This window comes from Hubeiibacter jixunmingi (genome assembly GCF_041928215.1).
Lineage (GTDB): Bacteria > Pseudomonadota > Gammaproteobacteria > Pseudomonadales > Moraxellaceae > Acinetobacter.
Genome location: NZ_JBHFHK010000026.1, coordinates 1 through 15688 on the forward strand (window position 1 = coordinate 1; position 15688 = coordinate 15688).

At 40.2% G+C, this 15688-nt stretch carries 15 protein-coding genes; 4 read left to right on the plus strand and 11 right to left on the minus strand.

Annotated features, from left to right (window positions below):
* Positions 1-149: 149 nt before the first annotated feature.
* From adeC to ACEYX7_RS05705, 5 genes are all read right to left on the minus strand, one after another.
* A complete protein-coding gene (gene adeC / locus ACEYX7_RS05685) occupies positions 150-1568 on the minus strand; it encodes an AdeC/AdeK/OprM family multidrug efflux complex outer membrane factor (RefSeq protein ID WP_374803650.1) in 1419 nt (472 codons plus the stop codon).
* 64 nt (positions 1569-1632) lie between these two features.
* Entirely contained in the window at positions 1633-4800 is a 3168-nt protein-coding gene (locus tag ACEYX7_RS05690; RefSeq protein WP_374803601.1) for an efflux RND transporter permease subunit, read from the minus strand.
* Between the two features lie 14 nt (positions 4801-4814).
* On the minus strand, positions 4815-6047 hold the full coding sequence (locus ACEYX7_RS05695) for an efflux RND transporter periplasmic adaptor subunit (protein WP_374803603.1): 1233 nt from the start codon (positions 6045-6047) through the stop codon (positions 4815-4817).
* A 402-nt stretch (positions 6048-6449) separates the two neighbouring features.
* Positions 6450-8468 carry a site-specific recombinase gene (locus tag ACEYX7_RS05700; RefSeq protein ID WP_374806847.1) on the minus strand — a complete coding sequence of 673 codons (2019 nt, stop codon included), beginning with the start codon at positions 8466-8468 and terminating at the stop codon, positions 6450-6452.
* An 85-nt stretch (positions 8469-8553) separates the two neighbouring features.
* Positions 8554-9537: a polyprenyl synthetase family protein gene (locus ACEYX7_RS05705; RefSeq protein ID WP_374803607.1), complete on the minus strand. Its 984-nt coding sequence runs from the start codon at positions 9535-9537 to the stop codon at positions 8554-8556.
* Positions 9538-9856: 319 nt separating this feature from the next.
* On the opposite strand from ACEYX7_RS05705, the gene rplU reads away from it, so the two are divergent.
* From rplU to ACEYX7_RS05720, 3 genes are all read left to right on the plus strand, one after another.
* Positions 9857-10168: a 50S ribosomal protein L21 gene (gene rplU, locus ACEYX7_RS05710; protein WP_374803609.1), complete on the plus strand. Its 312-nt coding sequence runs from the start codon at positions 9857-9859 to the stop codon at positions 10166-10168.
* Positions 10169-10187: 19 nt separating this feature from the next.
* The gene (gene rpmA, locus ACEYX7_RS05715; RefSeq protein ID WP_374803611.1) at positions 10188-10439 is read left to right on the plus strand and encodes a 50S ribosomal protein L27; all 252 of its coding nucleotides are present in this window, start codon (positions 10188-10190) and stop codon (positions 10437-10439) included.
* 114 nt (positions 10440-10553) lie between these two features.
* The gene (locus ACEYX7_RS05720; protein WP_374803613.1) at positions 10554-11015 is read left to right on the plus strand and encodes a hypothetical protein; all 462 of its coding nucleotides are present in this window, start codon (positions 10554-10556) and stop codon (positions 11013-11015) included.
* Between the two features lie 65 nt (positions 11016-11080).
* On the opposite strand, the gene ACEYX7_RS05725 is transcribed toward ACEYX7_RS05720, so the two are convergent.
* The 6 genes from ACEYX7_RS05725 to ACEYX7_RS05750 all read right to left on the minus strand — a co-directional run bounded on the left by ACEYX7_RS05725 (position 11081) and on the right by ACEYX7_RS05750 (position 14789).
* Positions 11081-11947: a hypothetical protein gene (locus tag ACEYX7_RS05725; RefSeq protein WP_374806848.1), complete on the minus strand. Its 867-nt coding sequence runs from the start codon at positions 11945-11947 to the stop codon at positions 11081-11083.
* A 100-nt stretch (positions 11948-12047) separates the two neighbouring features.
* Positions 12048-12413 carry a hypothetical protein gene (locus ACEYX7_RS05730; RefSeq protein WP_374803616.1) on the minus strand — a complete coding sequence of 122 codons (366 nt, stop codon included), beginning with the start codon at positions 12411-12413 and terminating at the stop codon, positions 12048-12050.
* A 43-nt stretch (positions 12414-12456) separates the two neighbouring features.
* Entirely contained in the window at positions 12457-13371 is a 915-nt protein-coding gene (locus ACEYX7_RS05735) for a DMT family transporter (protein ID WP_374803618.1), read from the minus strand.
* A 67-nt stretch (positions 13372-13438) separates the two neighbouring features.
* Positions 13439-13648 (minus strand): hypothetical protein, encoded by a 210-nt coding sequence (locus ACEYX7_RS05740; RefSeq protein WP_374803620.1) that lies wholly within the window; start codon positions 13646-13648, stop codon positions 13439-13441.
* Between the two features lie 27 nt (positions 13649-13675).
* Positions 13676-14107, minus strand: a complete 432-nt coding sequence (locus tag ACEYX7_RS05745; RefSeq protein ID WP_374803622.1) for a ClpXP protease specificity-enhancing factor — start codon at positions 14105-14107, stop codon at positions 13676-13678.
* 10 nt (positions 14108-14117) lie between these two features.
* The gene (locus ACEYX7_RS05750; protein WP_374803624.1) at positions 14118-14789 is read right to left on the minus strand and encodes a glutathione S-transferase N-terminal domain-containing protein; all 672 of its coding nucleotides are present in this window, start codon (positions 14787-14789) and stop codon (positions 14118-14120) included.
* Positions 14790-14970: 181 nt separating this feature from the next.
* Here ACEYX7_RS05750 and ACEYX7_RS05755 point away from each other — a divergent pair, with 181 nt between their 5' ends.
* On the plus strand, positions 14971-15534 hold the full coding sequence (locus tag ACEYX7_RS05755) for an NUDIX hydrolase (protein ID WP_374803626.1): 564 nt from the start codon (positions 14971-14973) through the stop codon (positions 15532-15534).
* Positions 15535-15688: the final 154 nt, after the last annotated feature.

A 15688-nucleotide genomic window follows, 5' to 3' on the forward strand; every position in this document is an offset into this window, starting at 1 on the left:
AACCGATGAATCTTTTGCTGCTAATATCTATCTGGCTGCAACAATAATCAATTTGCGTTAATTGTCAACACGCCCTAGCTTAAAATTAAACTTTTTAGCCTCTACTAAAAAAGCAACCTTATCGGTTGCTTTTTTTATGGAACAATGCTTTAGGGTGACTTAGGCGTAGTACTTACTGGTGTCGGATTGGTCGGTGATTTCATCAAAGTTGCACCACCACCTAAAGTTTTATACAACTCAATTTGGCTATTAATTTGTGCTTGTTGCAATGCCAATAAGCCTTTTTCCACATTATAATTATTTTGTTGTGCCGATAGCACACTCAAATAATTGTCCAAACCTGCTTTAAAACGAGCGTCTGCTATACGGTAGGCTGAATTAGTCGCTGCAACCAAACGTTGTTGGGCAGCAATACGATCGCCAATATTGGCACGTGTTGCTAGGACATCATTGACTTCACGAAAGGCAGTCTGAATTGCTTTTTCATAATTTGCCAGTGCAATTTTTTGCTCTGTTTCATTCACCTTTACGTTGGCTTGTCGTGTTCCCCAATCAAATATTGGTAAATCCACAGATGGAGCTAAACGCCACACAAAAGCACCTGAACTGAATAAATCTGACAATGAAGTAGATGCCAAACCTGCCGAACCCGTTAGACTAATACTTGGAAATAGTCTTGCACGTGCTGCGGTAATGTTGGCACCTGCAGCACGCAACCGATACTCACTGCCCTGTAGATCAGGACGATTATTCAGTAGCTCGCTTGGTAAACCTGCATTCAAAACAGTATTATTAGTAATGCTTTGCACTGCACGTGTCGGTAATAAATTGTTTGGTACAACTTGACCTGCCAATAGATTCAACGCATTTTTGGCTTGTTGAATTTGTGTTTTGTTGTTTGCAACATCACCACGAGCCGTTTCAACCGATACACGCGCTTGACTCACAGGCAACTCACTGGTGATACCTGCATTAAAGCGTTTTTGATTCAAATCCAAAGCTTGTTGTTGTGTCTTTAAGGTTTGCTCTGCAAGTGCAAGATTTTGCTCTGCATAAGACAAGTTTACCCATGCCATCGCAATTTGACCAATCAATGCCACTTGCGTGCTATCTTGTGCCGCACGTGTAGCAAAATAATTGTCTAATGCAGCATCTTTTAGGCTCGCAACACGCCCCCAAAAATCCAGCTCATAATTGGTCACACCCAAATTGACATTATAACTTGTATTGCTTTGTGAGCTATTGCCAGACTGTGTGATACCTGCATTCGCCCCAACTGTAGGCAATAAACCATTATAGGCAATACGATATTGTTGCTGTACTTTTTCCACATTTAAGGCAGCAACTCGCAAATCACGGTTATTTTGTAATGCCAAGGCAATCAAGTCTTTTAAACGTTGGTCAGCAAAAAACTCTTGATAACCTTGGGCTGCAATCGATGGCTGTTCTGGCTGCGGTAAGGCAGTAAATGTTTGTGGAATATCGGTCTTCACAATAGGCTGTGGCTCACTTGCTATGCGAGTGCTCTGACAGGCTGCCAAAGCCACCGCCAATACAGACATGAGCATGACCTTTGCTACACGACCACCACCTTGAGCAGGGTTAAATATATTTACAGATTGAACATTCATGTTATTTTTCCAATACAACAGTTGAGGTTGGTTTAGCCTTGTATTTAAACATACTACGCACCACCACAAAGAAAATCGGGATAAAGAAAATACCCAGCACTGTTGAGCTCAGTACACCACCCAATACACCATAGCCTACCGAATGCTGTGCTGCTGCACCTGCACCTGATGCCAATGCCAATGGCAAGACACCAAAACCAAAAGCCAACGTCGTCATGATGATCGGACGTAAACGCATCTTGGCAGCATGCAGCGTTGCTTCAAGCAATTCCTCGCCTTCTTCTTGCAATTCTTTGGCAAATTCTACAATCAAGATGGCATTTTTTGCTGATAGACCTGCGACTGCAATAATAGCAACAGTGAAGTAAATATTGTTACTCATATTGGTATCTTTGGTAATCAGCATGGTCAAAAAGGTCACTAATACCGAACCCAAAATACCCAATGGTATGACCAAAAGCACGGAGAACGGTACAGACCAGCTCTCATACAAAGCTGCCAAGATCAAGAATACCATTAATGCGGCAAGAATAAATACGACCATCTTTTGTGAGCCTGCTTCTTGCTCTTCAAGTGATAAACCTGTCCAATCTAGGCTATATCCTTCAAAACCTTGTTCTGGTAGTTTTGCTACATAGCCCTCAAGCACTTTCATCGCATCGCCAGAGCTCATCCCCACAGGCATGGCATTAATCGTGATCGATGATGCACCATTATAACGGTTACGATTGATCGCTGCGGTGGTCCATTCGCCTGTTGCAAAGCTAGAGAATGCCACCATTTGACCTTGGTTATTTCTCACATACCACTTATTAAGGTCTTCAGGCATAGCACGGCTTGCTGATTCGCCTTGGATGTAGACACGTTTCACACTACCACGATCCAAGAAATCATTTACATAATTACCTGACCATGCCAATGCCATAGTATTGTTAATCTCACTCAAGCTTACGCCCATTGCACCCGCTTTTTGCTGATCAATAGTGATTTTATACTGTGGTGCATAAGGTTGGGTATCTGGACGAATCGACTCAAAATGCCCACCTTCGGTCATCATTTTATTTAAAGCTTGACTGGCTTGTTGCAGTTTTTGATGGCCATCTCCTGCCACATCACGCAGTACTATACTTACGCCAGGGTTACCCAATTCACGCATGATGGGTAAAGGTACAGGAGCGATAAATTGTGCTTCTGGAATGGCATTTAGACCACGAGCACGTTGCAACAATGCTGGTGTTTGCGTTTCAGTTGATTTACGTTCAGACCAATCTTTTAAACGGACAAATGCCATACCTTGGTTTTGTCCAGCACTCCCCCCACCAAAACCAGAAATTGCCATGACAGATTGTACTGTATCTTTTTCTTTGGTGAGATAATAATCACTGACTTTGTCCATCACTTCTTGGGTACGTTGCAAAGATGAGTTCTGTGGTAACTGCACCATAGTCATGATCATACCTTGGTCTTCACTCGGTAAGAATGATGATGGCATTTTTTTCCATGTCAAAGCTAAGCCGATACAAAGTACCACAAATACAGCCAATGACACCATACGCCCAGAAATCATACGACGTACGCCGTTTTGGTAACGTAAAGAAAAACGATCAAAGCCTGTATTAAATTTACGGAAGAAACGGGCGAAAATGTGATTGCTTTGTGGTTTATTGGTATCGTGCTTTTTCAGCATGGTCGCACATAGTGCAGGTGTAAATACGATTGCAACCAACAAAGACAAGAACATCGCAGTGATCAGTGTCACAGAGAATTGGCGATAAATCACCCCTGTTGTACCGCCCATAAAAGATAACGGAATAAACACTGCCACCAACACAGCGGTAATCCCTACCAACGCACCTGTGATCTGTTTCATGGATTTTTCAGTCGCAGCGATTGGGTCAAGATGCTCTTCTACCATGAGCCGCTCTACATTTTCCACCACAACGATGGCATCATCGACGAGCAAACCAATTGCTAGCACCATCGCAAACATGGTCAAAGTATTGATGGTATAACCAAAAAAGCTAATGACCGCAAATGTACCCAACACCACCACAGGTACTGCAAAGGTCGGAATAATCGTAGCACGCCAGTTCTGTAAAAATAGGAACATGACGATAAATACCAATAACACTGCTTCAATTAACGTGTTTACAACGCTCTTAATTGAACGCTCCACAAAAGGCGTTGTGTCATAAGCAACAGTATCTTTCATACCTGCTGGATAATTAGGACGCATATCCGCCAAGGCTGCCTCGATCGCTTTTGCAGTATCTAATGCATTAGCGCCTGTAGCCAAGCTTACGCCTATACCTGCTGAAGGCTGACCATTGAATGTTGCAGATGTACCATAGTCCATTGAACCGATTTCAACTTTTGCCACATCGCCTAGATAGACAATCGATCCGTCGCCACTATTTTTGAGAATAATTTTGCGAAACTCTTCAGGCGTTTGCAATAGACTTTGGGCGGTCACGGTAGCATTGATCGCTTGACCCTCTACTGTCGGCAAAGCACCAATTTGACCTACTGCCACTTGTGCATTTTGAGCGGTCACTGCATTGCGGACATCTGTTGGCGTCAGACTATGGCTTGCCAATTTTGCAGGATCTAACCATATACGCATGGCATATGAGCTACCAAACACACGCACATCACCTACACCTTCAACACGACGTAATCGGTCTGCCATATAAGTGCTGATATAATCACTAATATCGGAGCGTGACATGCTGTTATCAGGTGAATACATAGCGATAACTTGTAGATAACCCGTATTGCCCTTGTTGACACGCACACCTAGGCGTTGTACATCTTGTGGTAATAATCGTGTGGCGGATTGTACATTATTTTGCACTTGTACTTGTGCGGTATCTGCATCCACGCCTTGATTAAAGAATACTGAAATAGAAGCAGTATTGTTACTACTGGTTGCAGTGATATAACGCATACCATCCAAACCAGTGAGCTGTTGTTCAATGATTTGCGTCACTGTATTTTCAACAGTATCCGCAGATGCACCTGGATAACTGGCAGAGATATTAATTTGTGGTGCAGCAATAGTCGGATATTGAGCCACAGGCATTTTAATTAAGCTTAAAATCCCCGCAAGCATGATCACTAACGCAACCACCCATGCAAAGATAGGTCGATGAATAAAAAATTTAGCCATAATTTAATTCACCTTTACTTCGCCGCAGATGCTGGTGCACTGGCAGCAACAGGAGTACTGGCTGATGTCCCTGAAGCCAGTACCGAAGCATTGTTGCTTGCTGTGATTTCGACTTTTTGCCCTGGTCTAACTTTTGCTATCCCATCAACAATGATCTTATCACCGGTATTGAGTCCCTCACTAACAATCCATTGATTACCTTGTGAACCTACAGTTTTGACGTTACGTACTTCGGACTTCCCTTCCGCATTGACGACCAACACGGTTGCATCGCCAGTTGCGGTACGACCGACCGCAGTTTGTGGTACTAAATATACATTCTGACGTACGCCTTGTACGATTTCGGCTTTCACAAACATACCTGGCAACAACATATGTTGTGGGTTGGGGAAAGTCGCACGCAACATTACTGCACCGGTGGTTTGATTCACCGTTGCACCCGAGAAAGTCATACGACCTTCCGTTGGGTAGGTACTGCCATCTTCCAGTTTGAGTTTGACTGTTGCTGTATTACTTTGTCCTAATTGACCTTGAGCACGTTTTTGACGTAATTGTAAAAGCTCACTACTTGACTGACTAATATCCACATAAATTGGATCAAGCTGTTGGATTGTCACCAGTGGATTATTTTGACCTGCGGCAACCAAAGCACCTTCTGTGACCAAAGACTGTCCCGTTTGTCCCGAAATAGGTGCACGTACTGTCGAATATTGCAGATTAATTTGTGAGTTTTTGAGACTAGCATTACTGACTTTGATATCCGCTTCTGCCAATTTGATTTGTGCCACGATATCATCATATTCTTGGCGAGATACCGCATTACTGCTTAATAGCTCAGCATAGCGACGTTCTTTGACTCGAAGTGCATTGAGATTAGCTTGTTGACGTGCCAAGCTTGCTGTTGAACTTTCTACATTTGAACGGTTGGTACGATCATCAATTTGATAAAGTGCTTGTCCAGCACGAACAAAGTCACCATCATTAAATAATTTTTTGAGAATAATACCACTGGCTTGTGGACGTACTTCTGAATGCTGGTGTGCTGCCGCACGACCTGTCAACTCTACAGTGCTTTCGATCGATTGTGGCTCTGCGATCAATACACCCACTTTAACAGGTGGCTGTTCGGCTTGAGCCGTGCTTGCCGTTTTTTTATCTTCATTTTTTTTACCACAAGCAACCATAATTAGACTGCTCGCCACAACACTGGACAGCAAAATTGCGTGAATTAAATTTGGTTTACGCATAACTACACCTAGCTCTAAATTAAAAAATTTTGGACTCAAAAAACAATACTTTCGTATAAATCATTGTGTTGCTTTATAAAATCAACGTACAAATATTTTCATCTCACAAAAATACCTCTCTCCCTAGGTCTTGCAACATCAATGCAAAATGTATCGATCAAGCATAGGACGTAGGTGTAGTGATTTAGCATACAATTTATACAAAAGTATTGCTTATTTGTATTTAGAAAAAACAATCGTTTTTAAATAGTTGATTGTTTTTTTCTATCATTGTGGTGAATATTATCATAATTTATGTGTACAAATATGACAATTTGTTAAGCAGTTTGTTATTTTATAACAAAATTGATTCAAAATGTACCAAATAGTACACTCTGAATCACTGATTTTTTGAATTTATTATTAACCTTTAATTACAGGTTGCTCGTTACGCTTTGGCGGCCAAAAGAAATCCCAAGGATGCGTCACAAAATGGGTTAAAATCAATTTTGCTAAAGATTTCCAATCTTTCATCTGCACACGTCTTGCACGTAATGCCACAATAATAGTCAAGCTAAAACTCACAAAAAGGTTAGTCAGACCAATTAATAATACACCTAATGCTGAAATAATGACTAATGCTAAATCAGGACTGTTTACGGTCAGCAAGCCTTGTATCAAGTTTGCCGATGCAAATGCGATATGGCGAATGTCCAAAGGCAGACCCAAAAAGTGACCGATAGTACTCATACTACCAAGCATAAAACCAAAAATAAAATTCCCCATGATTGCACCGAGATTATTCTCAACATAATTGGCAATTTTCTTTAAGCGTTTAGGGTTAAATAGCTTTTGTAATCTTTCATGTGCTTGAATACGGGCACCAATATGACGATAAGTCGCCAAGTTATCATAATAGCCTGCAATCAAACCTGATAAAAACAGACATACCCCAGCAACAGCAGCATGTGGCACAGCCAATGATGCAAAAGGGTCTAATCTATGTAATACATATGTTGCCTTGGCAGGATTCATAAGTGGCTCATCAAAAGCCCACTGCCAAGCATAAACAATTAAAAATGCTGTAGGCATGGCAATAGAAATATTACCGACAATCGCAATAAATTGAGTACGAATAATATTCACAATCAGACCTGATAACTCTGCCATCTGTGCATTGCGTGAGCCTTTGCTATTTTGTACTGTGGCAGCGAGAGCGGCTGCGGTCATAGCAGGTTGTTTGGTGGCAACGGTGAGTTTCAGCACATGGATAAATACAAAACCTAGACCATAGTTCAAACTATTGGTAATCGCTTGCCAAATCGGTGCTAAAAATAAACGTCCGAGTAAGATCTTGATGGTCGCCATCGTGGCGATGATCGCACCTGCCCACGCTGCTTTTTTATACATCTTTGCAAAGCCTTTACGGTCAGTGCTGACATAATGCTCACCGCTCTTGCTGGCATTCTCAGTGACTTGTAATGCCATTAACTCAGTATTTACCGCCAATAGCTCACGCACACTTTGGTCACCGTAGTGAGCATGAGTCAATTGTTTAATGAGTTTAATCATCTCCTGATGCTGTGACTGACCCTGTGCCGTGATCAAGTGCAACAAACTTTCTAGACGTACAATAGACTGTTCTAATAAAACCAAAAGATAAGTCAAACTCAAACTCACCCCAGTACGTTTGGTGGCACGTTTGACTTTCAACATCACATCACGACATTGATCCAAGATGACCAAGGCTTGTGCTGGATTCGGCAAAGGGATTACACTGACTTCATCATATTTGGTTTCGTATTTTTTATAGGTTTCAATAAATTCAATGAGTTCACGATTTTGGATAAAAAAAGGCGATTCGTATTCATCAATCTGTGGATAGGCGTGGGTAAATTCTGGGTGCAGACTAATCGCACTGATACGATAAGAAATCGTCATCATTGCGTTGATCATTTGCATACGAATGCGATGTTTACTACCTTGATTGGCATTAGAATGGGCAAAAAGTTGCAATAGTTTTTGCCATTCTTCATGACTAATATTCTCTAACCATTCATGATCAGTAGGTTTTGAAAAAACTCGCCCCACCAGTGCTTTGAGTTGAGAGTCGTCTTTGACGTGCGGTAAAAAATGTGCACCAATACGTTTGGTCAATTGGGTAGAAAAACCCTCCAAACTTAAAATACCACTTTCGGCATACAGACTGACTTGTTTATATTGATTGAGTAATCGTAAAAAATAACGCTGAATGATCTCTACGCCTGTAGGCATACGAATCACCGCATCGATGAAATTTTGAATATTGTTTTGGATTTCTTGGCTATTTTCAACATCTTTCGGGCGTAAATAATCAACCAATTCAACCAGTAACACTGGCTCAACCTGTGGTTGATCATTTTGTGCCTGCATTTGCATTAAAATTTGCTGTATTGATTTCATATTGATCTTAGCCCAAACAAATTTTTTAAATAATCACTCTCTACAAATGATATTGCGATGTTAAATCAACTGGATGCAAAAACCATCAATGGATACGCTGTAATGCCATTTTTGCCAAATTCTCTAGCCCCTGACGATACGGGCTATCAGGTAAAACACTCAAAGCATCTATTGCCGCTTGAGTTTCTTCTGCTGCACGTTTACGACAATAATCTAAAGCACCTGTTTGATGTACAATCGAGATCACCTTGTCCAGATGCTCTACTCCGCCTGTGGCAATACTTTTTTCTACTAATTTAAAGTCTTCACTATTCTTGTCCAAAGCATTCAAAGCAGCGATTAACGGTAGTGTCGGCTTACCTTCCATCAAATCATCACCGATGTTTTTGCCCAACGTATCCGCATCAGAAGTATAGTCCAAAATATCATCGATAATTTGAAAAGCATTGCCAAAATGACAAGCATAATCACGCAAAGGCTGACGATATTGTGGTTTGTTGGCTAAAATGGCTGGGCCTTCGGTTGCCATTTCGAACAGACGTGACGTTTTGCCATGAATAATTTGTAAATAAATTTCTTCTGTAGCGTCTGGGCGATGTTGCCATTGTAATTGTAATACTTCACCCTCAGCGATATCACAAGTCCCTGAAGAAAACGTTTTTAATAAGGTCAAATCTTGTAAATTCACCATCAAATCAAAAGTACGGGCAATCAAGAAATCCCCTACCAGCACCGCAGTTTGATTGTCCCATGTGGCATTGGCTGTTGGACGACCACGACGCAAGCCTGAGGCATCTACTACGTCATCATGTACTAGCGTGGCAGTGTGTAGCATTTCTACAATCGCTGCAAGGTGGCGAGCATGTTCCATATTTTGCATATCACAGGCTTTGGCAGCCAACAGACACATGATAGGACGCATACGCTTGCCGCCCGCTTCCACCACATGGCGGCTGACCGCCATCACCAAAGCGACTTTTGAGGTAATCCCTTGATTAATAAACGTATCCATTGCAGCAAAATCTGCCGCAACAGGTTGTAAAATATCGCGTTGAAAATCGATTGTCATAGCCTAACCCAATTTATAGGTCTTCTACTGGTTTGCTTACGCTTTTTTGACGATCTGCGTCAATCTAAAAAACCATATAAAAAACCATGCGGTGTGTTCATATTCTCTCTATAGTCTAACACAGAATTATTTTTGTGATGGTTGGATTTAGCATAGATAATCGATTATTTGTAAATTTTGCTGATTTCATTCAAAAATCACTTGAGCAAAGTGGCTTTTTTTTGTAAAATTCTCAAGCTTAATTCCCCAGTGGCGTTCGTTTGAAGTTCAATATTTCCTTGTATTGGCACGACGACACGGGCAGATGTTGGAGTACATTATGTACGCAGTGATTCAAAGCGGTGGTAAGCAGCACCGTGTCGTTGAGGGCGAAACCCTTAAAGTTGAACTATTAAAAGCTGAAACTGGCTCAACAATTACATTTGATGATGTATTATTGTTGGCTAATGGCGATAATATTCAAATTGGTACACCAGTTGTTGCTGGTGCAAAAGTAACCGCAGAAGTGGTTAGCCACGGTCGTCATGACAAAGTACGCATCATCAAAATGCGTCGTCGTAAGCACTATCGTAAACAACAAGGTCACCGTCAATGGTTTACTGAGTTGAAAATTACGAGCATTGCAGGCTAATTACGAGGAGTAGAAAGACATGGCATCTAAAAAAGCTGGTGGTTCGACTAAAAACGGTCGCGACTCAAATCCTAAAATGCTTGGTGTAAAAGTTTACGGTGGTCAATCTGTAGTTGCAGGTAACATCATCGTTCGTCAACGTGGTACAGAATTCCACGCTGGTGCAAACGTAGGTATGGGTCGTGACCATACTTTGTTCGCAACCACTGACGGTGTAGTACAATTCGAAGTGAAAGGCAAATTCGGCCGTCGCTACGTTTCTGTAGTATAATACTTGTAGGCAATCGCCTAAAGTAATACACTAAAAGACTGTAACTCAAGACTTTAATCGTCATGCCGTTACAGTCTTTTTTATTGCCTAAATAAAAATATAAGGGAAATATTGATGAACATTTTAAAAGCACTCACCATCGTGACTTGTTTGATGACGAGCACATTCAGTTTTGCTGACGACACCAAAATCTATGATGTCCGTTGTTGGCAAACGACCAATCCACAAACACTAAAACCAATCCAATTAGAGTTTCGCATTTATGCCAAAAAAGACCGTTGGACCAGTGAATATAGCGATTGGGCATTTGCCAAAGTACGTTATGGCAAAGACCATAAAGATATTGATGTCAAATTTAATGACACTAAAGAAGTGCAAGGCGTGGACGGCAGACCATCGCATGTTCGACATTATTTTACCGAAATCTATCAAGGTAAAGTCAATGGACGATATACGTTTGATAGCCAAGGGGCAAATGTTTGGGGCTTAAAATATTATGCCAAAAATAGCAAAACACCTTTATCCTTTGAAGAAGCACCAAATTTGCTAGATTCTAATGCAGATTCTTGTTTTTAAGCTTCTGAATGATCAAAGCAAATTTACCGATTTACCAAAATAAGCACCATTAATTATTTTCTCACTTATAGATAAACACATGATTTTGATGGTGCTTTGGATTCAGCGTATTTCATGCTTGGCATGGTCATACAGATTTTCTCAGCGTTTTTATCTATTGCTGTTGCTGTGCTGTCCATAACATTTTTTAAAGGAATTTTACCATCAGATAAAATATGATTTGTCGCATTTATCATATTATCGACTTGCCACATCCGTTGCGTATAAACCTGAAAAGCAGGCGTTGCGATATGAATTAATTGCGTACCGAGCGGATTTTTTTCTTTATCAGTTTTAATCCCATCATTTATATCTGTTTCATTTTGTGTCTTGAGCCATTGTTCGATAGGCATTTTAGACAGATTGATTTGCTTTTGCATATAATCCGCAAAAGCACTGACGGTATCGGCATGATCGTAGCCTTTTTGTTGGCTTAAATTTTGCTGTTGCAATACCACCACTTGCCCTTCAAATTCCTGTGCAAAGGGCAATGCTAGACTTCCTTCTTGTTCTGATAAAAATGCAATTGGCTCGGCTTTGGCATGATAGCGTTGTTTTAATAACACAATAGCTTGTAATTGACTCACCACCATATGATTAAAAATCAATTTACCGATTAAAGTATTTTCTTGGGCAAGCTGTAATCTTAAGCATTTTAAATCTGCAAGTGCCAAATCCATCGCCTGTTGAGCTTGATGATCGTCTGCCATGGTCAATAATGACAAATGATTTAATCGCTGTGCTTGAGTTAAATAAGGATATTCCACAATCGGCGTATAAGAAAAATAGGGCAATACCGTGACCGCAGGCTCAGATTGCACAAATTTTGTATAACGCTCAGCTAAGGTCTGATGGGTTTGTAAGGCATTTTTCCAGTCCTTTTTTTGTGGCAAAAATACCCTTCATACAAGTCGGCTCTTTTTGTGGATTACAAAATAATTGAGCAGATTGCTTGGCGGGCAAAGCTAATCTTTGATCATCAGTTAAGCTATATTATTGAATAATTTGATCAAATTGCTGTTGTACTGTTTTATCATCTTCTTTTTCGGCAGCCCGTTGCATGACAGCAGGCTCAATATGTTGAAAAAAATCTTGCCCAAATTTAGCATAATCTTGCTGTTTTGCAGCAATCCCTAATAATTGAAAATAACTGTTCTTTTGCTCTGCTGTGGCATTTTGACGATAGCTTTGTGCTTGATTTAATAAGTTTTTTGCCGTGTTATTAAAATCTTGTTGCACCAATGACAGAGTTTGTGGCTGATTTTGCTGGGCATCTGTTTTGGCACAGCCGATAGTCGCCAATATTGCCAAAGACAATACTGTACAGGCAACACGTTTTAAGTGATTTGATTTTTTCATCATAGACATCTTTTTCAAATTAATGTTTTTATATTAGCCAATGTTATTTTTTAATACCAGCTAATAATCCGCTCAACACAATTAGACAAATCCCCGAAATCGCCAACAATCCCAAATGCTCTTGCAAAACAAATACGCTGTATAATGTCGATAATACCACGACCAAATAACCCAATGCCGCCACCATAAATTTTCGCCCAACTTTATAAGCATGCGTCATGGCGATTTGCCCGATAATGGCAAAACAACCTATGCCAAATAAATAAGGTAAACTTTCTATACTAATACTCGTCCAGCCTTTAATGCTACTGGTTAATGCTGACATTATCGATGCCAATAATGAAAAATAAAAGACAATCCGCCATGTTGGCTCGCCTTTTAAAGATAATTCTCGGACTTGTAAATAAGCATAACCAGCAAATAAACCACAGCTCACCCCCATTAAACTTGGCACTAAACCATTATGTAAAATTGCAGGGCGTAATAATAATAAAATACCAAAAAAACCTAAACCTAAAGCAAACCAAGTTAATTTACTCGGCATTTGTTTTAAAATAATAACTGATAATATTGCCAAAAATAATGCTGATGTATGACTAAAAGTAATCGCCGTTGCCAAAGGTAAATGGGCAATACTATAAAAAAACATTAATAAACTGATTGAACCAACAAAACTGCGTCCAAAATGTGCCATAGGATAAGCTGTTTTAAAACTTTGTTTTAATAATAATGCTTGTGTGCCTAAAATTAGTGTGGCAAAAATCACTCGCCAAAATACCAATTCATGTTCGTGCATGGCAAATTTTTGACTGGCGAGTTTGACCAAAATGCCCATCATGGTAAAACTTAACGCTGCCAATACCATCCAAAATGAACCTAAATACGAGCCTTGATTGGCGGTATTGGCTGGCTTATTGATATGAGACGTGCTTAGGCTAGGCGTGGTTGGGTTGTTCACAATAAGGCTCAAATAGGATTTTAAAAGTGCTATACGGATGATTTAAAATAAACCATCCGCAATATTTTTATGCAGGATAAGGCAATTGCATATAAAACAAAAACAGAATAATTACCAATGCCACCACAGGCGTTAAAGCACGAACAAACCATGATGGGTGATAAACTTTATCCAAATCTTCTTGCGGTTGAGCTTTAATCGTATAGCCTATCGGACTATTTGGATGTTCATCAAGCAACGGTTGCGTATTATCTTGTGGATGATTTTCATTACTCATGGCAACACTCCATTTTCATTCAAACAATTAATCCAACACACGCAAAGACGGTTTTTTCTTCGGTGCATCGTCTTGTTTTGTGGACGTTTCAGGTAAATTATCTACCGCTTGTGATGGATCAACATCATCATATTCTTGAGGATCAAAATACAGCCCTTGCCCATTTTCACGGCTATAAATTCCCATGACCGCATACATCGGCACAAATAATTGTTGCGGTACACCACCAAAGCGTGCCGAAAACGATACGCTATCCAAATTCATAACAAATTGATGTACCGCATGTGGTGCGATATTCAGTACAATTTGACCATCATGTACATGTTGCTGTGGTACAGTCACGCCTTTTTGTGTGGCATCGACTAGCATATAAGGCGTAAGATTATTATCACAAATCCATTCATAAATGGCTTTGGCAAGGTACGGACGCGTTGGGCTAAGTTGCATTTCTTCAGACATAATTTTCTCCTTAAGCAAAAATTGCTGACTTTAATAAGCTACTATAGCGTTTTTGCTCGTATTCTGTGTAAGATTTTTGAAATGATGGACGTTGAATCACACGTTTTGCATAAATGCACAAACCAGTATTATGTTGTTGATTAATCAAATTTAATTGCAATAAACGCAATAATAACGGTGCTAATAAACAATCCAATACCGAAAATTGTTCCGACATAAAAAAACTATAATGACGAAATAAAGGCTCTAAACTGGTCAAAGTATCGCTTAATTCTTGCTTGGCTTTTTGACTGGCTTGCTTATCTAAGCTATCAGGGTGACACAGTAAAGTATCCGCCAATTTTAACCAATCTCGTTCAATTCGCCATAATAATTGCCGTTGTTCAGCTTTTTGGCTTGGTGTATCGGCAAATAGACTTTGTTGGCGATAGCGTTCATCTAAATATTCTACAATCACTGATAAGTTGTACAGCTTAACTTGATTGTCCACCAAAGTCGGCAAACTGGCATAGGGATTAAGCTGGGTTAAATCTTCATCATGCGGTTCATCAATCAAAATCAGGCGGTATTGAATATTTTTTTCTGCCAAGATAAATCGCACCACGTGACTGCGAAAGTCATCATGATGGCTATATAAGCTAATGCCACGGTGCTGTTCAAGTGATGCGAGTTCTAGGCTCATAAATAGAATTGCGAAAATTTAACACGTCATTATAGCACCAAAGCATGCAAAATTGCACACGCCCGAAAAACAATAAAATCCAAGCAGAAGCGAGATAATTTTATCAATTTAGCTTTATTTTTATTGCTTGAATATGCTAACGTTAAAGCCATAAATAACAGATTTTTTTGGGTAGATTTTTATGGCATTTTGTCGTATGTGTGCCACGCCAACCATTCAAAGCATTCCCGCAGGCGATAGCTGTATGCGAGAAGTCTGCCCAAATTGCAATCATATTGAATACGTCAATCCCAAGTTGATTTGTGGGGCGATTGTTAGTTACCAAGATAAGATTTTGTTATGCCGTCGTGCCATTGAGCCACGTTATGGCTACTGGACGATTCCGGCAGGATTTATGGAAATGGGCGAAACGTTGGAGCAAGGGGCTTTGCGAGAAACATGGGAAGAAGCCGAAGCCCAAGGCGAAAATGCCCAATTATATTGCCTATACGATATTCCACGCATTTCACAGATTTACAGTATTTATCGTGCCGACTTAAAAGATGGCGTATTTGGTGTCGGTGTAGAAAGTTTAGAATGTGCCTTATTTGCCGAAGCCGATATTCCTTGGAAAGAATTAGCTTTTCCAAGTGTGGTTCGCACGTTAAAACATTATTTCCATGACCGCAAACAAGGGCATTTCCCATTACATCATGAAGTGATTAGCGAAACTGTGGCAGACTTAGATGATGCGATTAATATTTAATTAACGTGAGTTCGGGATAAGTTTAAATTTAATTATTTGATTTTAAATGTAAAATTAATTCGTATGTAGGGTGCGTCTTACGCACCTTTCAGAAAACGGCATCTTGCGAAGCTTTAGTCGCTTCTCAGGTGCGTCTTGCGAAACACTTGCGAAC

Bases quoted from the DNA above. Each gene is read 5' to 3' on its own strand.
- adeC (WP_374803650.1), bottom strand. From the start codon at position 1,568: ATGCTCATGTCTGTATTGGCGGTGGCTTTGGCAGCCTGTCAGAGCACT.
- ACEYX7_RS05690 (WP_374803601.1), bottom strand. From the start codon at position 4,800: ATGGCTAAATTTTTTATTCATCGACCTATCTTTGCATGGGTGGTTGCG.
- ACEYX7_RS05695 (WP_374803603.1), bottom strand. From the start codon at position 6,047: ATGCGTAAACCAAATTTAATTCACGCAATTTTGCTGTCCAGTGTTGTG.
- ACEYX7_RS05700 (WP_374806847.1), bottom strand. From the start codon at position 8,468: ATGAAATCAATACAGCAAATTTTAATGCAAATGCAGGCACAAAATGAT.
- ACEYX7_RS05705 (WP_374803607.1), bottom strand. From the start codon at position 9,537: ATGACAATCGATTTTCAACGCGATATTTTACAACCTGTTGCGGCAGAT.
- rplU (WP_374803609.1), top strand. From the start codon at position 9,857: ATGTACGCAGTGATTCAAAGCGGTGGTAAGCAGCACCGTGTCGTTGAG.
- rpmA (WP_374803611.1), top strand. From the start codon at position 10,188: ATGGCATCTAAAAAAGCTGGTGGTTCGACTAAAAACGGTCGCGACTCA.
- ACEYX7_RS05720 (WP_374803613.1), top strand. From the start codon at position 10,554: ATGAACATTTTAAAAGCACTCACCATCGTGACTTGTTTGATGACGAGC.
- ACEYX7_RS05730 (WP_374803616.1), bottom strand. From the start codon at position 12,413: ATGAAAAAATCAAATCACTTAAAACGTGTTGCCTGTACAGTATTGTCT.
- ACEYX7_RS05740 (WP_374803620.1), bottom strand. From the start codon at position 13,648: ATGAGTAATGAAAATCATCCACAAGATAATACGCAACCGTTGCTTGAT.
- ACEYX7_RS05745 (WP_374803622.1), bottom strand. From the start codon at position 14,107: ATGTCTGAAGAAATGCAACTTAGCCCAACGCGTCCGTACCTTGCCAAA.
- ACEYX7_RS05750 (WP_374803624.1), bottom strand. From the start codon at position 14,789: ATGAGCCTAGAACTCGCATCACTTGAACAGCACCGTGGCATTAGCTTA.
- ACEYX7_RS05755 (WP_374803626.1), top strand. From the start codon at position 14,971: ATGGCATTTTGTCGTATGTGTGCCACGCCAACCATTCAAAGCATTCCC.